Genomic DNA, 26,145 nt, shown 5'->3' with positions numbered 1-26,145 from the left:
ATCTATCGGCTCATTCAAATACGAGAAAAATGCTATGGATAATCACATCTCATCCAGGGCCTTGCTACATCGAAGGGATGTTATAAAGAACAATCCGCGATTCGGTGAGGCAATATTAGAGCACTACACAATTAATGACACCATCTACAAAAAACAACCTTTGTTCTACAAGACAATGCTGCAGGAATCACGGTTTAACATTATTCTCTCCATGTGTTGTTTTATTTTTGGAAATCAGGCCGAGTCAGTTTCAGAGATTAAAGAGCTATGCTCTCGCTATAAAATAGCCAGCCCCAACAGCGTGATTGCGATCATTACGATACTGAGAACCACCGGGCGCATCAGGACCTGGCGCTGCACGGATGACCGACGCAAAACGAGAATCGCGCCAACCGAAAAAGGACTCAATGAACTTAAGCGCTATATGTCCGGCGCTTTTTTGCCCGTCAGCATTCTTTATCCGGCATTTAATATTAATGTTAACCTGCTGGATAATGATATTTTGAGAAACAACTTTTTCCGCCGCGCGGCTGAATATCTTTTTCGGGGATTAACGTTCAGAAAGGTGTTGCCTGAGGTGGGATTATTTATCGATAAAGATGGCGGCCGTATGATTATGCTTTATATCTATCTGCAGGCCATGAAAAATAAATCCGCTCACGGTGCGGTCATTGACTATTCAGCCAGCACGCTCGCAAAGGAATTTTTTGTTTCGCGCATCCACGTCAACCGAATTATCAAATCGGCACAAGAGGCGGGTTATCTTAAAGATCGTGGTGATGGTCGGATGTCGATATACCCGGCGTTTATCGACCTTGTCGAAAATTATGCCGGTTTATATTTTGCGTATGTTACGCATTACATCAACGTTGTGCCTAAAGAGCGACGCCACGCTCACAACGTGACGTCAACCGTATAATCCAGCAGGCGTTCGGAGTTCCGAACGCCATTCCCCTATCGTTCCCGCAGCGCCTCTTTCGCCTTGTTCAGCGGTTTCAACAGATAATCCAGAATGGTTTTGCTGCCGGTTTTAATATCAACGGTGGCAATCATGCCCGGAAAGACCGGAAATTCCTGACCCTGCTTATTGGTCAGATGGTTACTGTCGGTACGGATATAGACGCGATAGTAGTAGACATCCCTTTTCACCTCATCCTGCAGGGTGTCCGGCGAAATCATGGTCACTTCCCCTTCCAGCCCGCCGTAAATGGAGTAGTCATAGGCCGTAATTTTCACCAGCGCTTTCTGGCCGGGATGGATAAACGCCACATCGCGCGGCGAGATTTTCGCTTCAACCACCATCTGATCGTCAAGCGGGACAAGGCTCATCAGCTTGCCGTTCGGCGGAATAACGCCTCCCACGGTCGTGACGTCAATATCCTTCACGATCCCGCGAACCGGGGCATTGAAGGTCAGCCGGGTCAGGGAGTCCTCACGCCCTTTCATCACCGAACGCTGGGCCTCAATCTCCGCATTGGCTTTTGCCAGCTCTTCACGGGCGCGAACGTAATACTGGTTTTTCATCTCGGTGATTTTGTTCTCAAGCTCATTTTTTTGACGCTCAAGACGTAACACCTCAACCTTGCTGGCCGCCCCCTGGGTCACCAGAGGACGAGTTAACGACAGCTCGCGCTGCACCAGCTCGGCGCCCTGACGCAACCCGGCCAGCCCTTTTTCGAGGCTTTCACGACGGGACTGGTAGAGCGCCGTTTCCTGTTTGACCAGCTCAACGTCGTCATCCAGCTCCTCCGGAAACGCGAGCTCCGTGTCGTTCACCTCAGCCTTCAGGCGCGCAGCGGTCGCCAGCGCCGCATTCAGGCGAGACTCGCTCTCCAGCACGCTCGACTCGGTTTTTGTCCGGTCAAGCTGCGCGAGCTGCTGCCCGCGTTCCACGATATCGCCTTCGCGCACCATCAGGCTGTGAATGATGCCGCCTTCCAGGGACTGGATGACCTGCTCATGCGAAGACGGTATGACCTTGCCGCTGCCGGTCGTCACTTCATCCAGATGGAACAGGCTTGCCCAGGCGATAAACACCGCCAGCAGGGCGAACAGGGACCATGCCACCAGCGACGAGCGCGGCAGGCGTGGCTCCTTCAGTCGGCTATTGAAACGAGAGAAATCATTCATGCCGCGCCCTCCTCTGCAACCGCCGCCGGCTTCATGGTCACCGTACGCTGCGCGGCTTTCTGCGGCGCCATGCCGTGCTGATGCAGGATCGCATCGCGCGGGCCGTCCATCACCACCTTGCCGTTTTCCAGCACGATGATGCGGTCGACCAGGTCCAGAATCGGCAGGCGATGCGTCGCCACGACCAGCGTCCGGCGTTTGCCCAGCCATTTGTGAAGATGCTGAATAAACTGCTTCTCGCTCATTTCGTCCAGCCAGGCGGTAGGCTCGTCCAGCAGCAGAATATTCGGCGAGGTAATCAGGGCTCGCGCCAGCAGCAGCGCCTGACGCTGGCCGCCGGAGAGGCCCGCCCCGCCCTCGTTGATGATGTAGTTCAGCCCCATTTTCTGCTTGCGCACAAACTCCAGCGCGCCGCTGTTAACCAGCGCCTGATGTATCTCATCGTCGGTGGCTAACGGGTTCCCCATCAGGATGTTGTCCCGCACGGAGCCAAAGAACAGCCGGGCCTGCTGGCTGAGCAGCTGCATGTCGCGACGCAGGTCGGCCGGGTCCAGATGATTGAGGGCGATATCGTCGAGCAGGATGCTGCCCTGCTGCGGCTCCTGCATGCCCGCCAGCAGCTGTAACAGCGTGCTTTTACCGGAACCGTTGCGCCCGAGCACCGCCACGCGCTCTCCGGCGCGGATCTGCAGCTTGCCGATATTGAGCACGGTGAGTTTTTCTTCCTCGTCGTAATAAAACCCGACGTCCTCAAGCGCATAGTCGCCGCGCAGGTGGGCTTTGTGCACCTTCTTGCCGTGCTGCGGATCGTCAATCGGGCGCTGCATCAGGTCGTCCAGCCCCTTGCGGGCCACCTTTGCCGACTGCCAGCGCGAAAGCACGCCTGAGATCTGCGACAGCGGCGCGATGGTGCGCGACGCCAGAATCGAGGTTCCCACCAGCGCACCGGTAGTCATGTCGCCGCTGATGACCAGGTAACAGCCCACCAGCAGCACCACCGCGTAGACGATGGACTGCACTTCCTGAGTCCAGGTCAGCAGTAAACCCGTCAGCCAGCGCTGCTTCATGCCGACGCTGGCGGCGACATCGTTGGTATTATTCCACTGGTTCTGGAAACGCTGCTCGGCGCGCATCAGCTTGATGTCTTCAATGCCCTGCACCGCTTCCACCAGGGTGGCGTTACGGATGGCGGATTCCCGCATCCCTTCGCTGGAGAGTTTCCCCAGCGGGCGCTGCACCAGCAGGCCGGGGATGAGCAGCAGCGGCACGGCGAGCAGGACCACCAGCACCAGCGGCCCGCCAATCATCCACAGAATAAAGACGAACAGCAGGAAGAACGGCAGGTCGGAAATCGCCGCAATGGTGGTCGAGGTAATGAGCTCGCGCACCGACTCCAGCTCGCGGATCTGCGCAATAAACGATCCGGTTGATTTGGAGCGTGCGCCGTTTTTAATCCGCAGCGCGTGGGCAAACACGCGTTCAGAGATGCGCAGGTCGGCGCGTTTCCCCACCACGTCAGAAATATGCACGCGCAGCATGCGCATGATGAATTCGAACACGATGGCGATCATCACGCCGCCAAACAGCACCCACAGCGTGGCTTCCGACTGCGACGGCACCACCCTGTCGTACACCTGCATGGAGAAGACCATGCCGGAGAGCGCCAGCACGTTGGCGACCAGCGCCACCAGCATAATATCGCTGTAGCGTCGCCAGTCCTTCAGCGCCAGCTGCCAGAACCAGTTTTTCTCATAGGGTTTGATGTAGTCGTCCACGCGGGCATCCGGCGTGGATTCGAGCGGGCGCAACACCATCAGCCCTTTTAACCGCGCCCCGAGCTCATCACGCGTCAGCGTGGTCTCCAGGCCGCCGTCGCCGCTAAACTGCAGGCTGACGTTGCCTTCACTGTCCATGCGGTTAATGACCGCGATTTGTCCGCCGGTGAATTCCGCCAGCAGCGGCAGGCGCCACGGATCGAGGGATACCGCTTCAGCCGCCACCATACGCATCCCCAGCCCAAGCTGGCGCGCCATCTCCTCCAGCACCAGCTGGCGCGGAGACTGGCTTTCATGGTTAATCGTGACCCGCACATGCTCCGCTGAGAAATCCAGCCGGTAGTGCTTCGCGATGATGAGCATGCCCTGCAGCCAGGGTTCGTACTGTGGATGTGTCTTCATAATGCTACGTCCTGTCCAGAGCGGTAATTTCGCACTGAAATGATACCTTTACGGAATGATTAAAAATCGAACACTTTCTAAACGAGCCCGCAAAATAATCATGTGAAATATAGGGTTATGGCTATTCATGTAAAGAAACGCAAAAGGCCGCAGGGATCGCTCCCCGCGGCGTTGTTTTACGCAATTAACAGCTGATGGTTCGCCAGCAGCGTCGCCAGATCCGTCTGCACGCCGTTCAGGGTCACCAGCGTGGTTGGCGAGAACTGACCGCCGGTACCGTCCAGGTCAACCTGGATCTCGGTATTGCTGCCGTTCTGCACCACGCGGATATAATCGCTGATATTGCCCGCGCTGCTGTCCAGCGTGGCGACGCCGTTGACGTAGCTCGCCGAGCCCGTGCCGGTATAGCCGCTGCCGGAGAGCAGATCGCGCAGATCAATGCGATCCGTGTCCGCGGTCCCTTCCCAGGTGCCGATCGTAAAGCCGTTCACCACGTCGTGGCCGTTACCGCCCGCCACGGTATTGATGGTGACGGTCGGCAGCGCGGTGTCCACCAGCAGGTTCGCGGTGTTGCTCACGCTGTTGCCCACGCCGTTGGTGGCGGTCGCGTTCAGGGTATAGTTGGCCTGGCCGAGACCGGCCAGATCCGCTGCCGGAACCGTCAGGCTCCAGGTGCCGTCTGCCGCGGTCGTCGCCGTGTAGTTTTTGCCATTCAGGGTCACGGTCACCACGGTGCCTTCCGCCAGGTTGGCGCTGGTGCCGCTGACGCTCAGGTCCTGACCTTTCTCCACCGCGTTCAGCACGTTGTCGCCGCTGATGGCGCTGAAGCTGACCGAAGGCAGACCGGTATCGACGGTCACGTTATGCGTGCCGGTACCGGTGTTGCCCGCCGCGTCGGTGACTGATGCAGTCACAGTCAAGGTGCCGTCGCTGAGGCCGGAAATCACATTCGCCGGCACGCCCACGCTCCAGTTCCCCGCCGCGTCCAGCACGGTGGTGTAGGTCTGGCCGCCAATGGTGACGGTGACCTTATCGCCCGCTGCCGCGCCGGTGGCGGTGCCGCTGATGATCTGCGCCTGGCCGTGTTCTGCGAGGTTAATGACATCGTCGCCCGCAACGGTATTGATGGTCACCGCAGGCGCGGTGATATCTACCGTCAGGTTGTGATCCACGGACGCCGGGTTACCCGCTTTATCGCTGACCGATGCGGTAACGGTGACGCTGCCGTCGGTTAATCCAGCCAGATCGGCCGCCGGGACGTTCAGCGTCCAGCTGCCGTCTGCGCTGACGGTTGTGCTGTAGTCTTTGCCGTTCAGCGATACGGTCACGGTCTGGCCCGCTTCGGCGGTGGTGGTGCCGGATACGGTCAGATCGGACTGCGCTTCAGCGGCGTTCAGAATATCGTCGGTCGCCAGGGTATTAATGGTCACGGACGGCGCGGTCGCATCCACGCTGTACTCGCGGCCCGCCGAGGCGCTGTTGCCGTTGACGTTGGTGACGCTCACCTGCACGCTGGCGTCGCCGTCTTTCAGGCCCGCCAGATCCGCAGACGGCACGGTAGCTGTCCATTTGCCGTCGGCGTCCACCGTGGCGGTGTAGTTCTTGCCGCCAAAGGTAATGGTAACGGTCTGGTTTGCTTCCACGTTCGAGGTGGTGCCGGAGAGCACCAGATCCGCGCCCTTCTCGGCCGCGTTAATCACGTCGTCGGTGGCGATGGCATCAATGCTGATGGCAACGCTCGCCAGATCCACCGTCACATCGTGGCTGATGGAGACCGGGTTACCGGCGCTGCTCTGGCCCGCAACGGTCACGGTAACCGTGCCTGCGGCCAGTGCACCCACGTCCGCCGCCGGGATCGCCGCGCTCCAGGTGCCGTCCGCCAGCACGGTTGCCGGATAGGTTTTGCCGTTTACGGTCACGGTCAGCGCCGCGCCAGCCGCCAGCCCGTCGCTGGAGCCGGTGATAATCAGATTCTGCCCGTGTTCGATGCTGTTGATCACGTCGTCACCCGCCACGGTGTCGACGCGCAGGCCCGGCAGGTTAGCGTCTATCACGATTTCGCGCTCGCCCGTTCCGCTATTGCCCACGCCGTTCGTGACGCTGGCTGACACCGTCAAATCACCGTTGCCCAGCGCGGTCAGCACGGATTCCGGCACGTTCACGGACCAGGTGAGATCGCTCTGCACCGTGGCGGTGTAGCTGTTGCCGCCAATGGTCACGGTCACGGTGTTGCCCGCTTCGGCATTCACCACCTTACCGCTGATGGTCTGCCCGGCTGCCAGCTCCGCCGCGTTAATGACGTCGTCACCTGCAATGGTGTTGACGATCACGCCCGGCAGAACGGATTCCACGTTCACGGTGTGCGACGCGCTGGTATTGTTGCCGACGCTGTCCGTTGCTGAGGCGGTGACGGTATAAAGCGCCTCGCCCAGCTGACCGACCTCGTTCGCCGGAACGGTAGTCGTCCATTTTCCGTTATCGTCCACCTGCGCGCTGTACGCTTTGCCGTTCAGCATCACGGTCACCACCGCGCCTGCCGCCAGGCCGGAAGCCGTACCGGAGATCGTCAGATCCTGGGTTTTCTCGGCGTTGTTGATCGCATCGTCACCGGAAACGGTGTCAATGGTCAGCACCGGCGCGGTCAGGTTCACCTCTACGCCGTGCGTGGCGCTGTTGCTGTTGCCCGCTTTATCGGTCAGCGCCGCGGTAATAGTGTGATCCCCGGCGGCCAGGGCGGTTACGTCTGCCGCAGGCACGCCCACGCTCCAGTTGCCTGAGGCATCCAGGGTGGCGGTGTACGATTTGCCGTTGAGCGTGACGGTGACCACATCACCGGCCGCCGCACCGGTCACGGAACCCGTGACAATCAGTGCCTGCGCATGCTCGGCGCTGTTGATCACGTCGTCGTCGGAAACGGTGTGGATGGTCAGCTGCGGGACGGTGGTATCGACCAGCACGTCGCGATCCGCTGAGGCCGGGTTGCCCGCCTTATCAGACACGGCGGCGCTGATGGTGTAGTTGCCGTCGGTAATGCCGCTCAGATCCGCGGACGGCACGGTCACGCTCCAGCTGCCGTTTGCCTGCACGGTGGTGGTGTAGTCCACGCCGTTCAGCGTCACGGTGACGGTCTGGCCCGCTTCGGCGTTGGTTACGCCGTTAACGACCAGATCCTGCTGCGCTTCGGCGGCGTTGATGATGTTGTTGTCGCTGACGATCTCGATAGATACCGTCGGCGCGGTGGCGTCCACGCTGTACTCGCGGCCCGCCGACGCGCTGTTGCCGTTCACGTTGGTGACGCTCACCTGCACGCTGGCATCGCCGTCTTTCAGGCTGCCCAAATCGGCGGACGGTACGGTCGCCGTCCAGTTGCCGCTGGCATCGACCGTCGCGGTGTACGACTTGCCGCCGAAGGTAATGGTGACGGTCTGGTTTTCTTCCACGTTGGAGGTCGAGCCGGACAGCACCAGGTCCGCGCCTTTCTCGGCCGCGTTGATTACGTCGTCCGAGGCAATCGGGTCAATGCTGATGGCGACTGCCGCCAGATCCACCTTCACGTCGTGGCTGATGGAAACCGGATTGCCCGCCGCGCTCTGGCCTTCCACGGTCACGGCAATCGTGCCCGCATTCAGCGCGCTGACGTCAGCTGCCGGAATGGCCGCCGTCCAGGTGCCGTCTGCAAGCACGGTTGCGGCGTAGGTTTTGCCGTTGACGGTCACCGTTAACGCCGCGCCCGTTGCCAGGCCTTCGCTGGAGCCGGTGATAATCAGGTTCTGAGCGTGCTCAATGCTGTTGATGACATCGTCGCCCGCCACGGTGCCGACCCGCAGGCCAGGCAGGTTAGCGTCAATAACGATTTCGCGCTCGCCGGTTCCGCTGTTGCCGTGGCCGTTGGTGACGCTGGCTGACACGGTCAGATCGCCGTTCCCGATGGCGGTTAAGACCGTGGACGGCACGTTGACCGACCAGCTCAGATCGTCCTGAACCATCGCGGTCCAGGTATTGCCGCCGATTGAAATCGTGACAGTGTCACCGCTCGCCGCGCCGCTCACTTTGCCGCTCAGGGTCTGCCCGGCAGCCACTTCCGCTGCGTTAATGACATCGTCCGTGGCGACAGGGTTGATGGTGACCTGCGGCAGCGCGCTGTCAACCAGCACGCTGTGGCCGGTGCTTGCGCTGTTGCCCGCCGCGTCGGTTACGCTCGCCGTCACGACGTAGCTTGCTTCGCCCAGCGCGGAGACGTTTGCCGCCGGAACGGTGATGCTCCAGTTCCCGCTGGCGTCGGTGGTGGCCGTATAGCTGATACCGTTCAGGGTCACCGTAATGGTGGTTCCGTCCGGCTGGTTGCTGGTGCCGGACACCAGCAGATCCTGGCCTTTCTCGGTCGCGTTGATCACGTCGTCAGCCGCCAGGGTATTGATGGCAACCACCGGCGCGGTCAGGGAAACGTCAAACTCGTGCGTCGCGGTGGTGCTGTTACCGGCTTTATCGGTAAGTGTCGCGGAGATGGTCTGTTCGCCGTTAATCAGCGCGCCCACGTCCGCAGCCGGAACGCCCACGCTCCAGCTGCCTGACGCGTCCAGCATGGCGGTGTAGTCTTTGCCGTTCAGGGTCACGGTAATCACGTCACCCGCCTGCGCGCCCGTGACCTTACCGGAGACAATCAGCGCCTGGCCGTGCTCGGCAATATTCACTACGTCGTCGCCCGCGACGATGTTGAACGAAATCTGCGGTACAGTGGTGTCGACCAGCACCGCGGAGCCCGCGCTGGCGGGGTTGCCTGCTTTGTCGGACACGATCGCCGTCACCGCCGCGCTGCCGTCGGCGATGCCTGCCATATCCGCCGCCGGAACGTCGAGCGTCCAGCTGCCGTCCGCCTGCACCTGCGCGGTGTACTGATTGCCGTTGAAGGTCACGGTGACCGTCTGGCCTGCTTCGGCAGTAGAGGTGCCGCTCAGGGTCAGATCCTGCGCCGCCTCTGCCGCGTTCAGCATATTGTCATGGCTGATGGTGTTGATGGTCACCGTCGGCGCGGTAGTGTCGACGCTGAATTCCTGCGCCGAAGACGCCGCGTTGCCGTTCACGCTGGTGACGGTTACCTGCACGCTGGCGTCACCGTCTTTCAGGCCGCTCAAATCGGCTGCCGGAACGGTCCAGGTCCAGTCGCCGTTAGCATCCACCGTCGTGGTATAGGTTTTACCCGCAAAGGTGATGGTTACGGTCTGACCCGCTTCCACGTTGGAAGTCGTGCCGGAAAGCAGCAGGTCCTGGCCTTTTTCCGCCGCGTTGAGCACGTTATCGTCGGTCACGCTGCTGATGGTGATGGCGACAGGCGCGAGATCGACGTCCACGACGGTGCCGATAGTCACCGGGTTGCCGGAAGCATCCTGCGCGCTTGCCTTGATATCCAGCGAACCGTCCGCCCACTGGGAGACATCGGCCGCCGGTACCGCCGCCTGCCAGGTGCCGTCCGCCAGTACCGTTGCCGAATAGGTTTTGCCGTTGATGGTCACGGTCACGGTGCTGCCCGCCGCCAGATCGGTGCTGGTACCGGACACAATCAGGTTCTGAGCGTGTTCAATCACGTTAATTACGTCGTCACCCGCCACGGTATCAATACGCAGTCCCGGGAGCTGGGCGTCGATGGTGAAGTCGTGAGAAGAAGAGCCGGTATTGCCGTGCGCGTTGGTCACGCTGGCGGATACGGTGAGGTCGCCGTTGCCGAGCGCGGTTAACTGGCTCTCGCTTAACGGCAGGCTCCAGGTCAGATCGTCCTGCACGGTAGCCGTGTACGTCTGGCCGTCAAGGATAATAGTGACAGTGTCACCTGAAGATGCGTTCGTCACCTTACCGGTCAGGGTTTGCCCTGCCGCCACTTCCGCTGCGTTAACGATATTGTCGCCCGCCAGGGTGTCGATCGTTACTACCGGCAGCGAGCTGTCCACCAGCACATCATGCGAGGTTGAGGCGCTATTGCCTGCGCTATCCGTGACGCTCGCCGTCACGGTGTAATGGGCTTCTCCCAGCGCGCTTACGGCCGAGGCCGGTACGGTCACGCTCCAGTTTCCGCTGGCGTCAGCGGTGGCGGTGTACTGAACCCCGTTCAGGGTCACCGTAATGGTCGTGCCTTCCGGCTGGTTGCTGGTGCCGGAGAGCAGCAGATCTTCGCCCTTCTCGGTCGCGTTGATCACGTCGTCCGCCGCCAGCGTGTTGATAGCGAGGACAGGCGTCACGGTATTCACCACCACATCCAGCGAACTGCTTCCGGTGTTGCCGGATCGGTCGGTCACGGAGACGTCGATGGTCCAGGTGCCGTCAGTCAGCCCCTGCACGACGGACGCCGGCAGGCCAAGGCTCCAGTTCCCCGCCGCATCCACCACGGTGGTGTAATCAACGCTGTTAATGGTGATGGTGACCAGGTCGCCCGCTGCCGCACCGGTGACGGAGCCGCTCAGGATCTGCGCCTGTGAATGGGCGAGCTGGTTAACGGTGTTGGTGTCGGTGACAAAGTCGTTAATGGTCACCTGCGGTACGGTGGCGTCCACCAGACCCACGCGCTCGGCGCTGCTGGCGTTGCCCGCCACGTCGCTGACGGTGGCCGTCACGGTCACAATGCCGTCCGTCAGGGCACCCACATCTGCCGCCGGGACGCTCAGCTGCCAGGTACCGTCCGTCTGGACCGTGGTCTGATACGTTTTGCCGTTCAGCGTCACGGTGACCGTCTGGCCCGGTTCCGCACTGCTGCTGCCGCTTAACAGTAAATCCTGCTGCGCTTCAGCGGCATTGATGATGTTGTCGGCGGTCAGGTTATCGAGCGTAATCGCCGGTGGCTGCGTATCCACCGTGACCACACGCGCGGCGTCGGCGCTGTTGCCGCTGACGTTAGTGACGCTGACGCTCACCTGCGCGCGCCCGTCGATCAGGGTTTCCATGGCGCTGGCGGGTACGGTCAGGCTCCAGGAGCCATCCTGCTGCACCAGCGCGGTGAAGGTCTGGTCGGCGAATTTCACCACCACGGTCTGCCCCGCCTCCACGCCCTGCGTCTGGCCGGAAAGGGTTAAATCACTGCCTTTTTCTGCCGCATTCAGCAGGTCATCGCCGGAGACGGTATCAATGGTGACCGCCACGGCGTTCAGATCGAGTTCAATTGGGTGTTCAGCCGCAACGGGATTGCCCCAGGCATCTACCGCGCTGACGCTAACCGTCATGCCGCCCGCCGTCCAGGCCTGCAGGTCCGCCGCCGGAACGCCGATCTGCCAGCTGCCGCTGGCGTTAACTGCGGTGACGTACTCCACATTGTTGATGGTGACGACAATCTGCGTGCCCGCGGCCAGATGAGTGCTGGAGCCGGTGACGCTCAGATCCTGCTGCTGTTCGATGGCGTTGATCACGTCATCGCCGGAAATGGTGTTCACGCGCAGACCCGGCAGCTCCGCGTTGATGTTGATATCACGCTCGCCGGTGCCGGTATTGCCGTGCCCGTTGGTGACGGACGCGGTGAAGGTCAAATCCCCGTCGCCGAACGCCTGAAGATCCGCTGACGGGATTTTCACGCTCCAGGTCAGGTCGCTGCCAACCGTTGCGGTGTAGCTCTTGCCGCCTGCGGTGATGGAGACGGTATCGCCCGCCGCCGCGCCGGTAACGCGACCGCTGAGGGTTTGATCGACGCCCGCTTCGGCGTTATTGACCAGGTTGTCGCCCGCAAACGTATTGATAATGACCTGCGGAAGAACGGTATCCACCAGCAGATTCGCTTCGGCAGAACCGCTGTTACCCACGCTGTCGGTCCCGCTGACGCTGACGGTATAAAGCGTGTTCGCCAGATTCAGGACGTCGGAAACCGGCACCTGGACAGCCCAGATACCGTTTTCGACGGTGGCCTGATAGCTGACGTTGTTCAGCGTCACGGTGACGGTGGAGCCGTCCGGCAGGTTGCTGGTGCCGGTCAGGCTCAGCGACTGCATCGCCTCCTGGGCATTAAGGACGTTATCCTGGCTGATGGCGTCAATCGTAAATTCCGGCGGGTGTCCGCTCAGCGTAATGCCGTGCGTGGCGCTGCCGGTGTTGCCTGCCGCGTCAGTGACGGAAACCGAAAGCGTGTGGTTGCCTTCACCCAGCGCGCCCAGCACGGACGCCGGAACGCCCACGCTCCAGCTGCCGTCCGCCAGCACCACGCCGGTGAAGGTCTGGCCGCCAAGCGTCACGGTGACCACATCGCCCGCGGCGGCACCGCTCGCCAGGCCGGAAATAATGTGCGCCTGGCCCTGCTCGCTGATATTGAGGATATCGTCGCCCGCCACGGTATGGATGGTGACGATCGGCGCGGCGGTATCCACCGTGAAATCTGCCGTCACGGACGAGCCGTTGCCCGCTTTGTCGCTAACGTTAACCGTCAGGGTGTGATTACCCTCACTCAGCGCCTGCACGTCGTTCACATCAAGCGTGACGGACCAGGTGCCGTCGCTGCCCACCGTGGCGTTATAGTTTTTACCGTTCAGCGTGACCGTGACGATCTGACCGGCTTCCGCATTCGTTTTACCGGTCAGGGTCAGCGGCTGGCTGTGCTCAGCCGCATTAATGATGTTGTCCTGCGCGAGGGTATCGACAGAGAGGGTTGGCGCGGTGGTATCCACCCCAATCGTCTGGCTTCCGCTGACGGTGTTACCCGCCGCGTCTTTACCGCTCACGTTGACCGTCCAGGTACCGTCGCCCAGCGCCTGCGCGTCTGCCGCAGGCACGTTAACACTCCACGCGCCGTCTGCCCCGACTTCAGCCGCGTAGGTTTTGCCGTTCAGCGTCACGGTGAGTGCGGTACCCTGCGCCAGGTTTTTGCTGGCACCGGAAAGCGTAAAGCCCGCGGATTGATCGCTGGCGTTCAGCACGTTATCGCCCGCCGTGGTGGCCAGCGTAATGGCGGCGTCGGCGGTAGAGACCGTCACGGTGATACTGCCCGCAGAGGTGGTTTTACTGCCGTCGATCTGCACGACTGACCAGGTGTGCTCCCCGTCCGTCTGGGTCGGTAATATTACCGTCCAGGTGCCGTCTTTACCGACCATGGCGCTGGCAATGGTGCTGCCGCTGCTGTCTTTGATCTGGATGGTCGCGCCCGGCTGACCGGTGCCGCTAAAGGTTGGGTTGCTGTCGTCCGTGATCTCGTTTGCGCTCAGCACGCCCTGCTTGTCACCCGCTTTATCCGACAGCAAGAAGGTCGGCGTGGCGCTTTCAACTTCTTTTGTATTATCAATGACTTTTGTTTTAGTTTCGCCGTCACCGCCGTTTGCCAGCAGTGCCCCGATGGCACCGCCGCCTAACGCAGCCCCCGCAATCCAGCCCCACGGCGCGTCGCTTAAAACACTTTCCTGCTCGAGGAAAGGTTGAATGCTGCTAATCGGTGTGGCCTGCGCGGTTAACTCGGTCACCGCAACGCCTGACGCTTCCCCGGCATCGGCAAAAGAAATATGCGTCAGTTCCTGACGGTCGTTGAACACCAGCTCTGACTGATTATGCGTTTCTGGATCTTCGACAAAATAGTTATTGCAGCGAATAACGCTGCCATCTTTCATATAAATGAGGAGATCTTTACCCTGGCGGACATAACGCGCCACATCCTGAGCAGAGCCCTGGATTTCAATCACGCTCGGCGATGAAATAGAGACCGACAGATTTCCTTCGCCGGTTAATTTCGTTTTCTCCGCCGTTTTGCGAATGATGACATCAACAACTTTCATGTTACTCATATTCTTCTCCTTGCAGGTGTACGGATTCCTGTGGATATGTCCACCAGACGGATGTAGCTATCCCTGGGAAAAAACACCCATTATTTTCAGTCTTACTTTGCGCAACACTGCGCGTCTTTTATTAACTCAAGTCGGGTAATTTTGCGGCAGCGTTTTTCTCTATTCCAATAAGCGGCATTAAATTATCAACCGCGGAAGCATAATTAATTGCCGAACTCCAGCCGTCATACTCGGCGATTATTTTCGCTGAGGTGGCCTGCCAGACATCCTGCTCAACGCTGAGCAGATCGTTAATGCTCCGCTTGCTCAGGGTGTATTCATTTTTATAAACATCGCGGGCCCGCAGCGCATTTTCCAGCTGTTGCTTCCCCGCCTCCATTCGTCCCCGCGCGCCGGTCCAGTCAGCCTGCGCGACGGAGGCCTTTTGCAGGACATCGAAACGCGCCTGATCGACCTGAGAGGAGGCCATGGCCCGTGCGCCTTCCGCCTGCCGAACGCGCGCGGAAACCGCGCCCCCCTGATACAGCGGCGCGTCGATATTGAGCTGTATCTGGTCGTCCCAGTAGGAACGGTTGTCCGATTCATAACGGGTGCGCCCCCCCTTCAGGCTTAACGTCGGCCAGTGCTGGGACTTCGCCGTTTCCACGCCATACTGAGCCGAACGTTCCATGTTCTGCGCGGCCATCACCGCCGGTATCAGGGAATAATCGATGCGGTTGAGCGAGTCCGGCTCCACGGCAAGATTCGCGGGCACCGGCGAATAGGCCTCTGCCTGCATGCCGGTTAATACCGCAAGCCTGGCGCGCGCGCTGTTTAAGGCGGCGCGATACTGCGCGACCGTCGCCTGCATGCCGGCAATGCGCGTGCGGGTCTGAAGCTCATCGGAGGTCGAACTCACGCCCGCGTCTGCGCGAAGCTTTGCCAGCTGCTCGACGTTCTTGAGCGCCTGCACGTTATCTATTGCCGCCTGCAGCAGATCGGAATAGCGTTTGACCTCGACGTAGCTCAGCGCCGTTTTTTCCGCCACGTCCGAAAGCGTGCCCATCAGCTGATAGCGGTAGCTATCGCGCTGGGCGGAGGACTGGCTGATACTGTTATTGGTCTTGCCAAAATCGTACAGCAGCTGCGTCAGGCTCAGCCCCCAGGCGGCTGAATTCTTCAGCGACCCGCTGGAATCGGTGGTCTGGCTGTGCCCCGTACTTCCGTTCAACGATATTTGCGGCATCCAGCCGCTGCGCGCTTCATCTATTTGTGCCTGGCCAATACCTAATTGCGCGGCCTGCTGGCTAATTGACGGATCGCGATCGATCGCAAAAAGAATACTTTCTTTTAAGGTTGTGGTTGCCACCGGGGCAATACCCACCTGATTACTATTGGCGAAAGCCGTATTTATGGCTAATGAAATGAATGCCAGTGCTGCTGTAAATCGGCGTAACATAGGCTTTCGTAATATCGTCATGTTATCTCCCTGACTCTGAGTGATACTCAAGCAAATACCCAAAAAGAGGTACAGATAATTAGACAAATATCTTATTTAGCTACCTTGCTGAATTTCAGGTAATACTCCCCATACCCATTTCCATCGGAGATGAGATCTGCCCGCATTTTATTTCAATTAAGAATTTACTTATTTCTTAAACTGGTTAGCAGCATAACAAAATGTGTTATAGCCCACTACAGCCACAATGTTAATGTGGTGTTACAAGCAAGCAAAAATATGGGGTTTCTGGACAAAACTCTAAAAGTATCCTTTCAGATGAAACATATAAACTCTCTGTTATCTAAGGAAAATTCTTAATTCCCTCCGTGCACATTTTTGCGTTAATTTCAGAGCGAGTCAGACACAAAGATTTTCAAAGAAGTGTCAGTTTACGTAGCCAAAGGGATATATTTAAAATTAAAAACTATTAAAAAACCAATTAAAGCAATTAAACCCTGCGTAATTTCTATTAAACAGCATTTAACACCACTCAATGGCGTTACGCTGGTTACATAACCCAAATCGTTAAATAAAACATAACAATAACATTGTGATTAACATTCAAAACGGCTTACTTATACCTGCTTAATAAAATTTTAATAATCACCTATCTGAATTATCACGCCGCCGCACATCGTCCTGAGGACATTCCCCTTCTCTCTGCGTCAAAATGCTGTATTATGCAAACTATTGCGACATTTTGCAGGAATGTACCCCATGCACAAAACCGCTCGTCAACGCTACGTCCTGGATATCCTCAGCGAGCAAGGCCAGGCCAGCATCACCGACCTGGCTGAAAAGCTGCAGGTTTCGGCGGATACCATTCGTCGGGATCTGACCGACCTGGAAAACCAGGGCCTTGCGCAGAAGAACCACGGCGGCGCCATCGCGCTCAACCTCTCCGCCATGAACCGTCAGGGCCGCAATACGCTGCTGCCGGAGACCAAACAGCGCCTGGGTAAACAGGTCGCACAGCAGGTTCCACCGGGCTCCACCCTGTTTCTGGATGCCGGAAGCACGGTGATGGCCGTCGCCACCTTTCTTCAGGGACCGCTCACCGTTATTACCCCCTCGCTGGATATCGCCCAGCATTTTAGCGACCGGGAAGACGTTGAGCTGATCCTGCTCGGCGGGAAATGGGACCACAAGCAGCGACTGTTTGCCGGCAGCGCCACGCTGTCTTTGCTGTCCCGTTATCGGGCTGATATCGCCATTCTTGGGGCGTGCGCCATTCATGCCGAACTCGGTTTGAGCGCCGGTAAAGAAGCGGATGCCGAGGTGAAACGCGCGATGCTGGACGCAAGCCATGCGCACTGGGTTGTCGCCGACCACCTGAAAATTAACCGCTGCGAGCCGTATCTGGTTTCCGGGTTATCCAGCATTCAACAACTCTTTTTAGATCGTCCCTGGCCTGAGCTTGGGGACCATACCGCACTGCAGGTTACGGTGTGCGCCAATTAACGTGGAGAAGGTCATGAGTAAAGTTCAAACAATCAACATTGCGCTGATCGGGTATGGATTTGTCGGTAAAACCTTCCATGCCCCGCTGATCCAGTCGGTGGACGGGATTAAGCTGGCCGTGGTCTCTTCTCGTGATGAAGAGAAGGTTAAACGCGATCTGCCGGATGTACAGGTAGTAGCGACACCGGAAGAGGCCATTCAGCATCCTGATATCGATCTGGTGGTGATTGCCTCCCCCAACGCCACGCACGCCCCGCTGGCGACGCTGGCCCTGAACTCGGGTAAACACGTGGTCGTCGATAAGCCTTTTACACTCGACATGCAGGAAGCCCGCGACCTGATTGCGCTGGCGGATGAAAAGCAGCTGCTGCTCTCCGTCTTCCACAACCGCCGCTGGGACAGCGATTTCCTCGGCATTAAGCAGATTATTGAGCAAGGCACGCTCGGCAAGGTTAAACACCTGGAATCGCACATCGACCGCTTCCGCCCGGAAGTGCGCGTGCGCTGGCGCGAGCAGAACGTCCCCGGGAGCGGTTTGTGGTTTGATCTGGGCCCTCACCTGATTGACCAGACGCTACAGCTCTTTGGACTGCCGGAGTCGGTTCAGGGGAATATCGCGACGCTGCGCGACGGCGCAGAAATTAACGACTGGGCGCACGTGGTCTTAAACTACCCGGAGCATAAGGTCATTCTGCACGCCAGCATGCTGGTTGCTGGCGGTACGGCGCGCTTTACCGTCCACGGGGACAAGGGCAGCGTGGTGAAAGCCAGAATCGACCAGCAGGAAGCGCAGCTGCTCGCAGGGGTGATCCCCGGCAGTGAAACCTGGGGCGAAGACGGCGACAGCATGGTCTTCTTTGGCGCCGACGGCGCACCGCAGACGATCCCAACCCCGAAAGGCGATCAGCGCCAGTATTACGTCAACGTACGTGATGCGCTGCTCGGGAAAATCACCAACCCTGTCCACCCTGTTGAGGCACTGGCGGTCATGGCCGTGCTGGAAGCGGCGGTGAAGTCGTCGGAGACGGGGTCAACGCAAGCGCTGGCGTTAACTGCCGAAGAGCGTGCGCTGCTGGGTTAAAAAACAAGCCGGGTGGCGCTGCGCCACCCGGCAAGCGTTAAAGACTACGAACGCTTTTTCGGCATCATGCGCAGAAGAGTATTATCTTTCCAGAAATAGTGATGCATCAGCGCCGCCGCCGCGTGCAGGCCAATCACAAAATAGCCCAGGTTCGCCAGCGTCTCGTGCCACTCTTTCAACATATCAACCAGGTCGAAATTGGACTCCGCCGCATGCGGCATCGCCAGGCCGAAAGCAAACCAGTCGCTGCCCCGGTTGTACATCATCACAATGCCAATCAGCGGCAGCGCAATAAACAGCAGATACACCACCAGGTGCCCCAGATGGGACATCCCCGTCACCATCGCTTTTGGCTTCGGCTGAATCGGCGGTGCGCGGAATTTCAGGCGAACCAGCAGACGCGTCACCATCAGCACCAGGATACTGATACCGCACGAGACGTGGATCATATTGATCGCTGGACGCGCGGTGCGCGGGAAGAAACCTTTGAACTCCATGGCGCAGTAAGCGACGATGATTAACAGAAACACCAGCCAGTGGATGCCGATTTGCAGGCTTGTATATTTATTGCGCATGTGATTTCCCGATTAAAAACAGTTATCGCGCCAACATAATCTCCTTTCCTTAAAAATTCATTAACTTTTCTGTATGGCTTTTCAAATACTTCCTCCCGCATGAAGCATCTTCAATTGCCGCCCTGCCCGTGATGGTCTAAGCCTGGATGAGTTCAAACTGTCGCATCGACACGTTTACAGGAGAACACCATGAGTAAAATTGGCATTAACGGCTTTGGACGCATTGGGCGCCTTGTACTGCGTCGCCTTCTTGAAACCCAGGACAGCAATACCGTCGTCGCCATCAACGACCTCACCTCACCGAAAGTGCTGGCCTACCTGCTCAGGCATGATTCCAACTACGGTGGCTTCCCGTGGAGCGTCGATTTCACCGAGGATGCGCTGATTGTCGACGGTAAAACCATTGCGGTGTACGCCGAAAAAGAGGCGAAGCACATTCCGTGGAAAGCCGCAGGCGTGGATATCGTCGTGGAGTGCACCGGCTTTTATACCTCTGAAGAGAAATCACGGGCGCACCTGGACGCCGGCGCGAAGAAAGTGCTGATCTCTGCGCCTGCGGGCGAGATGAAAACCATCGTCTACAGCGTGAATGACGACACCATTGACGCCAGTGACACTATTATTTCCGTCGCATCCTGCACCACCAACTGCCTCGCCCCGCTGGCGAAAGCCCTGAACGATGCGTTTGAAATAAAAGTGGGCACCATGACCACCATTCATGCCTATACCGGTACGCAGGCGCTGGTGGATGGCCCGCGCGGGAAAGACCTTCGCGCCTCGCGGGCGGCGGCAGAGAATATCATTCCCCACACCACCGGTGCCGCAAAGGCCATCGGTCTGGTGATCCCTGCGCTCAGCGGCAAGCTGAAGGGCCACGCGCAGCGCGTGCCGGTAAAAACGGGTTCGGTCACCGAGCTGGTGGCGATTCTGGGCAAGAAAGTGACCGTTGAGGAGATCAACGCCGCGCTGAAAAAGGCGACGCAGGGCAATAAATCGTTCGGGTATACCGACGAAGAGATTGTGTCGTCCGATGTGATTGGCTCGCATTATGGTTCGGTGTTTGACGCCACGCAGACGGAGGTGTCAGAAGCGGGAGAGCTGCAGCTGGTGAAAGCGGTAGCGTGGTATGACAACGAGTACGGTTTTGTGACGCAGCTGGTGCGGACGCTGGATAAGTTTGCGGCGCTGTGATTCTAGGCCTTTATTCAGGGCTAATATGAGCAGTGAAGCATCCCCTCTCCCTGTGGGAGAGGGTTAGGGTGAGGGGAACATACGGGTGTAGTGGTCATTCCGTTCACTTTATGTTCCTTGCTACTCTTTAACGACATAACCGGTGAACGTGCCAGGGTGGCTCAATCGCCACCACCCTGGCAACCCGGGCTCCCGGCGGTAAATCGCCGCTTCGCGGTCCCCTCAGCTTATTCCTTCAGGCTATCGGGTCGGGCATGAGCCTGCATCCCTGCAGGCCACGCCCTCTCGGCGCATCCCTGCGCCTCGCCCCGGCCTTACGGAAACGCTTCGGCGATATACAGCCGGACCAGGACATTGCTGTAAGCCAAAGGTTATTCTGAAGCGGTTGTTATCGCTTCTGATTACACCCTTAAATCGAGCGCCTGGACAACGCATCCGCGAGAACCGGGTCCTGCTGTAACTGTTCCCATGCGGCAATCACAGCATCCGGGAATTCAACGTGCGCGATAAAATCCCGCCCGGCCGGACCATAGCCGTTAACGTCATCATACAAACGCGGCAGCTCCCCCAGAACCAGTGACAGGTAGCGGTCAACGGGCCACAGTCCGCTATTGCCCGCGCTAAACTCCACGCCCTCTTTGCCATTGTGCAGCGTTGGCGTAAACCCGGGATGGCTTATCCACTGCGGTGACACGGGCTCATCCCGACAAACGCGGGCAAACGTCGCCATCGTACGGCGCTGCATCGTCGGATCCTGCACCACCAGCACCCGCCCGGTCGCTCGCTGATGCTGTTTCAGCATATTCCAGCTAAAACGCGCGTTCTCACCGCAGTTGGTGGAGCGATCCTCAATCCACAGGCGTGTCTCGGGGATCTGCCAGAACTCCCGCGCAATGTCGGCAAGAATGCTCGCTTCCGCCCGCCCTTCGACGGGCAAGGTGTGATAACGCGGATGACTGCCGATAGCGGCATATAAAAACGCGGTTGAATGACCAATACCGCCGCTAATCAGGAGCGGGATATCTCTCTGCGCGGCAATACGGCAGGCCGCCTCAATGGTCGGGATCACCGCGTTTCCTGCCAGGATGACCGCATCGACGTCCGGGGGCTGGCGGCTGCCGCTCAGGTCGTCCTGCGCCAGCCATTCACCGACAGTATTGATGGCCGCCAGCGTGGCATCCGGCAGGATGGGAAAATGGGGCTGTTCCATGATGAACTCCTTCTCTCTATCCCTTCAGGGTAGCGACTTCAGGTTCTCAACACAACGGCGACATCGGGCCGCTCTTTTTCCTTAAACTTCCCTTCTACATTTGATTAACATGCGTAAATCATATTCACTTGAATTATCATTTGCGGCAGACGTAGAATCGCTAGCCCGCTAATTATTCAACTATTTCTAAGGTAAACGACGTTATGCGCCTGCCCGAACGCGACCCTTATGCTCCTCGCGAGTGGCAGCCACATGAGAAACCCGCCCTGCTGGGTTCGCCTTCCACACCCGAGCACAGTACGCCAAAACGCATTGCCTACGGCGTCGTTGGCCTGCTGGTGTGCCTGACGGGGGCGCTGGGAAATGCGGTGGTGACCGCCAACCTGCAAAACCTGCAGGGGACCTTTGGGGCCTGGTCGACCGAGATCGCCTGGCTTCCCGCGGTCTACGTCATGACCAACATCTCTATCAACCTGCTGCTGGTCAAGTTCCGCCAGCAGTACGGTCTGCGCGCCTTCACGGAAGGTTTTCTGGTGCTGTACGTGCTGGTGACCTTTTTCCACCTGTTCGTTAACGATCTCAGCTCGGCGCTGATGGTGCGCGCCGCGCACGGGATGGTGGCCGCCGCGCTCAGCTCGCTGGGGATTTACTATCAGATCCAGGCCTGGCCTGCGAAGCACCGCCTGAAGGCGCTCACCATCGGGATTACCGGCTCATCGCTCGCCATTCCTCTGGCCCGCCTGTTTTCCACCGAACTGCTGCAGCTGGACGAGTGGCGCGGGCTCTATTTCTTCGAGCTCGGGCTGGCGCTGATCTCCCTGGCCTGCGTGATAGCCTTAAAACTGCCCCCGGGCGATCGGCGAAAGGTCTTTGAGAAGAAAGACTTCATCACCTTCTTTTTAATGGCCCCCGGAATGGCCCTGCTCTGCGCCGTGCTCTCGTTGGGCCGCCTTGACTGGTGGTTCGAGGCGCCGTGGATCGGCTGGTCGCTGGCGCTATCGCTGGTGCTGATTGTGGCTGCCATCGTCTTTGAACATAACCGCGCCAACCCGCTGCTGAACACCCGCTGGCTGTCGAGCGGCAGCATCGTCCGTCTGGGGCTCATCATGCTGCTGATCCGTATCGTGCTGGCAGAGCAAAACACCGGGGTCATCGGCTGGCTGCAGTACGTGGGGTTACAGAACGAGCAGATGACCCACTTGGCGTGGTCCATTTTCGCCGGGATCGTCTGCGGGATTGTCACCAGCTGCCTCACGATTAAGCCGACCAAACTGGCGTGGCCAATCATCACCTCCCTGGCGCTGATGATTGTTGCCTCGCTGCTGGACAGCCAGTCCAACAACCTGACCCGGCCGGATCAGCTGATGCTAAGCCAGTTTCTGCTGGGCTTCGGCAGCGCCTTCTTCCTGGCGCCCGCCATGCTGGCTGCCATTGGCGGGGTGATCGCCGACCCTCGCAACCTGGTCAGCTTCTCGGTGATGTTCGGCATGAGTCAGAACCTCGGCGGCCTGCTGGGCTCCGCGATCCTCGGAACCTTCCAGACCTGGCGCGAGAAGTACCACTCCAGCCTGCTGGCGGACCAGCTCACCACGCTCAATCCGCTGGTCAACGAGCGTATCCAGCTTTACACCCAGATGTACCGGAGCCTGATTGGCGACAGTTCGCTGCTGGGAACGCAGGCGATCACGCAGCTGCAAACGGTGACGACGCTTGAGGCGAATATTCTGGCTTACAACGATACTTATCTGCTTACGGCGGGCATCGCTGCCGCCACGCTGGTCTGGATTTTATGGCGCTTGCTGCGCCTGCGCATCACTGCCCGTATGGCGCTTAAGAACGCCACCGGCAACAAATAATTGAAATATTTCTGGAGAGTTTATGAGTCAGCAGGATGCCGCTAAAGAGCAGGCCAACACCCGCAAAAATGTGCGCATTGTTTCCGTTTTCACAGCCGCTGCCATCGGTATTGTCGGCGTGCTGGTGATCCTTTACGCGTGGCAGCTTCCGCCGTTCACCCGCCACGCGCAGTTTACCGACAACGCCTACGTGCGCGGTCAGACGACGTTCATCAGCCCCCAGGTGAATGGCTATATCACCGAGGTGAAGGTTCAGGACTTTGTGCAGGTTAAAAAAGGCGACCTGCTGCTGCAGATTGATGACCGTATCTATCGTCAGCGCGTGCATCAGGCCGAGGCACAGCTGGCGATGAAAATTGCCGCGCTTAATAACAACCTGCAGCAGCGTAAAAGCGCCGAAGCGACGATCGCCAAAAACGACGCGGCGCTGAAAAATGCCCGCGCCCAGAGCCTGAAAACCCAGGCGGATTTAAAGCGCGTGAAGGATTTGACGGCGGACGGCTCGCTTTCCATTCGCGAGCGCGACGCGGCGCTGGCCAGCGCGGCCCAGGGCAGCGCCGACATCGAGCAGGCTAAAGCCTTGCTTGAGATGTCGCGTCAGGATCTGCAGACGGTAATTGTGAACCGCGGCGCGCTGGAGGCGGATGTCGAAAACGCCAAAGCGGCGCTGGAGCTGGCGCAGATAGACCTGCAAAACACCCGCATCATCGCCCCGCGCGACGGCCAGCTCGGCCAGATTGCCGTGCGTCTCGGGGCGTACGTGACCGCCGGGACCCACCTCACCACGCTGGTTCCGCCGCAGCACTGGGTGATCGCCAATATTAAAGAGACCCAGCTCGCGGAGCTGCGCGTCGGCCAGCCTGTCAAATTCACCGTCGATGCCCTGAACAACAAAGCCTATCAGGGCCGCGTGGAGAGCATCTCGCCGGCAACCGGAGTTGAATTCAGCGCCATCACGCCGGACAACGCCACCGGCAACTTTGTCAAAATCGCCCAGCGTATTCCGGTGCGCATCGAGGTGCTCGGCAAGCCTGAGGAGTCCGCCCTGCTGCGTCCGGGCATGTCGGTGCAGGTGACCATTGATACGCGGGAGGGCAAACAATGACCCTTCGCCCGATAGCCGGTCTGGTGCTGGCGGTAATGCTCGCCGGATGCCAGTCCGTCGACGTAAAACCTGCGCAGCCGACGCTGCAAATCCCCGCCCAGTGGCGTGCTGACGCCGGCCCTGCCAGCCCGGCGGAGCAGCTCTGGTGGCGCAATTTTCATGACAACAACCTCAACCGCTACGTGGATCGGGCGCTAAAGAACAACAGCGACGTGCTGATCGCCCGCGAACGGATTAACGAGTATCAGGCGCGGGTCTTTGCGGCCGACGGCAGCCTGTTTCCGTCGCTTGATGCAGGCGTAACGGGGACCCGCGCCCGTTCGCAATCCGCCGCGACCGGGCTGCCGGTCTACGGCACGCTTTACAGAGGCAGCCTGACGGCGAGCTATGACGTTGATATCTGGGGCGTCAACCGCAGCACGGCCAGTGCCGCCGAAGCCTCGCTGGCGGCGCAAAAAGCCGCCGCTGCCGCCGCGGATTTGACCGTCGCGTCTTCCGTTGCGTCCGGGTATGTCACCCTGCTCTCGCTTGACGAACAGCTGCGGGTGACCGAATCCACGCTGAAATCGCGCGAAGAGGCATTTAACCTCGCGAAACGTCAGTTTGAGACGGGCTACAGCTCGCGTCTGGAGCTGATGCAGTCGGATTCCGAACTCCGCTCGACGCGAGCGCAGGTTCCCGTGCTGCAGCATCAGATTGCACAGCAGGAGAACGCCCTCAGCCTGCTGCTGGGAAGCAATCCCGGCGCGGTAGCGCGCAGCGAAAGCTTTGAGGCGCTAACGCCGCTGACCCTGCCGTCACAGCTGCCTTCTACGCTCCTGAACCGTCGCCCGGATATCGTTCAGGCCGAACGCCAGCTGGTTGCGGCCGACGCCTCGCTTGCCGCGTCGCGCGCGAGCCTGCTGCCGTCGATCAACCTGACCGCAACCGGATCGATACAGGATCGCACCCTGTCCGGCCTGCTGGACAACCCGCTTCAGCTCTGGAGCGTCGGGGGCAGTATTCTCGCCCCGCTGCTGAACCGCCAGGCGCTGAATGCGCAGGTTGATATTTCCCAGTCCCAGCGTAACCAGGCGCTGTACGCCTATGAAAAAACCGTGCGCAACGCGTTTGCCGAAGTGAACAACAGCCTTGATGCTATTAGGCGCTATCAGGAACAGCTGACGGAGCTGCTTGCCCAGCAGGAGGTGGCGCAGGAGACGCTGCGCATTGCGCAGAACCGCAATCGCAACGGCTACTCCTCCTATCTGGACGTGCTGGACGCGCAGCGCACGCTGTACTCGGTGCAGACCAGCGTAGTGCAGGTGAAAAATAACCTGCTGCTGGCGCAGATCGATTTGTACAGGGCGCTGGGCGGCGGCTGGAAGAGCGCGTGAACCCCCTTGCGCGCTGATGCCCTCACCCCGACCCTCTCCCACAGGGAGAGGGAGAAAAACCCAAGGAGTCAATCTATGCATCAACAATGGTCTGCAGTAGATAATTACATGATTTCTTCGCTAATCCCTGACGATGACGTGCTTCATCAGGTACTGGAAAACAATAAACGCGCCGGGCTACCCGAACACGATGTTGCGGCCAATCAGGGGCAACTGCTGGCGCTGTTCGTGCGCATGACCCAGGCAAGACGCATCCTTGAGATTGGTACGCTGGGCGCCTATAGCTCAATCTGGATGGCGCGCGCCCTGCCGCCGGACGGAAAGCTGATTACGCTCGAGGCTGACCCGACGCATGCCGATGTGGCCCGCCAGAATATTCACCTCGCGGGGCTGAACGATCGCATTGAACTGATTGAAGGCCCGGCGCTGAGCTCACTGGAGAATTTCGGTGACGTTCCGCCGTTCGACCTGATCTTTATTGATGCCGATAAGCCAAACAATCCCGGCTATCTGGAGTGGGCGCTGCACTATTCACGTCCCGGCACGATAATCATTGGCGATAACGTGGTGCGCGACGGCGAAGTGATTAACGGGCAAAGCGACGACGCGCGCGTGCTGGGGGTGCGGCGTTTTATCGAAATGATTGGGGATAACCCGCGCCTGACCGCCACCGCGCTGCAAACGGTGGGGGTTAAGGGATGGGATGGGTTTACGCTGGCAATCGTGAACGGGTGAAAATGATACCCTCTCCCACAGGGAGAGGGAGAAA

14 protein-coding genes are annotated in these 26,145 nt (G+C 59.1%); 8 read left to right on the top strand and 6 right to left on the bottom strand.

What is annotated here, in order from left to right; genetic code table 11:
* The first annotated feature begins 34 nt into the window (after positions 1–34).
* Positions 35–919 (top strand): hypothetical protein, encoded by an 885-nt coding sequence (locus tag HB664_RS13540; RefSeq protein WP_032668361.1) that lies wholly within the window; start codon positions 35–37, stop codon positions 917–919.
* A gap of 35 nt (positions 920–954) precedes the next feature.
* Here the strand turns inward: HB664_RS13540 and HB664_RS13535 are convergent, their stop codons facing one another.
* The 4 genes from HB664_RS13535 to HB664_RS13520 all read right to left on the bottom strand — a co-directional run bounded on the left by HB664_RS13535 (position 955) and on the right by HB664_RS13520 (position 15,500).
* Positions 955–2,130: an HlyD family type I secretion periplasmic adaptor subunit gene (locus tag HB664_RS13535; protein ID WP_029740549.1), complete on the bottom strand. Its 1,176-nt coding sequence runs from the start codon at positions 2,128–2,130 to the stop codon at positions 955–957.
* Positions 2,127–4,307 carry a type I secretion system permease/ATPase gene (locus HB664_RS13530; protein WP_219939613.1) on the bottom strand — a complete coding sequence of 727 codons (2,181 nt, stop codon included), beginning with the start codon at positions 4,305–4,307 and terminating at the stop codon, positions 2,127–2,129. Before HB664_RS13530 ends, HB664_RS13535 begins: the two co-directional genes overlap by 4 nt.
* 176 nt (positions 4,308–4,483) lie before the next feature.
* Positions 4,484–14,041, bottom strand: coding sequence for an Ig-like domain-containing protein (locus tag HB664_RS13525; RefSeq protein WP_375156338.1), 9,558 nt, complete (start codon positions 14,039–14,041; stop codon positions 4,484–4,486).
* A gap of 121 nt (positions 14,042–14,162) precedes the next feature.
* Positions 14,163–15,500 (bottom strand): TolC family outer membrane protein, encoded by a 1,338-nt coding sequence (locus HB664_RS13520; RefSeq protein WP_087822538.1) that lies wholly within the window; start codon positions 15,498–15,500, stop codon positions 14,163–14,165.
* Between the two features lie 738 nt (positions 15,501–16,238).
* On the opposite strand from HB664_RS13520, the gene HB664_RS13515 reads away from it, so the two are divergent.
* Together HB664_RS13515 and HB664_RS13510 are read left to right on the top strand one after the other, a co-directional pair.
* Positions 16,239–16,982 carry a DeoR/GlpR family DNA-binding transcription regulator gene (locus HB664_RS13515; protein WP_219939612.1) on the top strand — a complete coding sequence of 248 codons (744 nt, stop codon included), beginning with the start codon at positions 16,239–16,241 and terminating at the stop codon, positions 16,980–16,982.
* 13 nt (positions 16,983–16,995) lie between these two features.
* Positions 16,996–18,063 (top strand): oxidoreductase, encoded by a 1,068-nt coding sequence (locus tag HB664_RS13510; RefSeq protein WP_168979422.1) that lies wholly within the window; start codon positions 16,996–16,998, stop codon positions 18,061–18,063.
* Positions 18,064–18,107: 44 nt separating this feature from the next.
* Here the strand turns inward: HB664_RS13510 and cybB are convergent, their stop codons facing one another.
* Positions 18,108–18,638, bottom strand: coding sequence for a cytochrome b561 (gene cybB / locus HB664_RS13505; RefSeq protein WP_094935257.1), 531 nt, complete (start codon positions 18,636–18,638; stop codon positions 18,108–18,110).
* 189 nt (positions 18,639–18,827) lie between these two features.
* Between cybB and gap the strand changes: the two genes are divergently transcribed.
* Positions 18,828–19,829, top strand: a complete 1,002-nt coding sequence (gap, locus tag HB664_RS13500; protein WP_029740556.1) for a type I glyceraldehyde-3-phosphate dehydrogenase — start codon at positions 18,828–18,830, stop codon at positions 19,827–19,829.
* A 409-nt stretch (positions 19,830–20,238) separates the two neighbouring features.
* On the opposite strand, the gene HB664_RS13495 is transcribed toward gap, so the two are convergent.
* Positions 20,239–21,039 (bottom strand): YdcF family protein, encoded by an 801-nt coding sequence (locus tag HB664_RS13495; RefSeq protein WP_219939611.1) that lies wholly within the window; start codon positions 21,037–21,039, stop codon positions 20,239–20,241.
* A 203-nt stretch (positions 21,040–21,242) separates the two neighbouring features.
* Between HB664_RS13495 and HB664_RS13490 the strand changes: the two genes are divergently transcribed.
* The 4 genes from HB664_RS13490 (at position 21,243) to HB664_RS13475 (ending at position 26,111) form a co-directional block, all read left to right on the top strand.
* Positions 21,243–22,895: an MFS transporter gene (locus HB664_RS13490; protein WP_039262556.1), complete on the top strand. Its 1,653-nt coding sequence runs from the start codon at positions 21,243–21,245 to the stop codon at positions 22,893–22,895.
* A gap of 22 nt (positions 22,896–22,917) precedes the next feature.
* Positions 22,918–24,000, top strand: coding sequence for an HlyD family secretion protein (locus HB664_RS13485; protein WP_039262559.1), 1,083 nt, complete (start codon positions 22,918–22,920; stop codon positions 23,998–24,000).
* On the top strand, positions 23,997–25,376 hold the full coding sequence (locus tag HB664_RS13480) for an efflux transporter outer membrane subunit (RefSeq protein ID WP_219939610.1): 1,380 nt from the start codon (positions 23,997–23,999) through the stop codon (positions 25,374–25,376). Before HB664_RS13485 ends, HB664_RS13480 begins: the two co-directional genes overlap by 4 nt.
* 75 nt (positions 25,377–25,451) lie before the next feature.
* The gene (locus HB664_RS13475) at positions 25,452–26,111 is read left to right on the top strand and encodes an O-methyltransferase (protein WP_064672460.1); all 660 of its coding nucleotides are present in this window, start codon (positions 25,452–25,454) and stop codon (positions 26,109–26,111) included.
* Positions 26,112–26,145: the final 34 nt, after the last annotated feature.

This window comes from Enterobacter sp. DNB-S2 (assembly GCF_019443845.1).
GTDB lineage: Bacteria > Pseudomonadota > Gammaproteobacteria > Enterobacterales > Enterobacteriaceae > Enterobacter > Enterobacter asburiae_B.
This window is presented reverse-complemented; position numbering and strand designations above follow the sequence as displayed.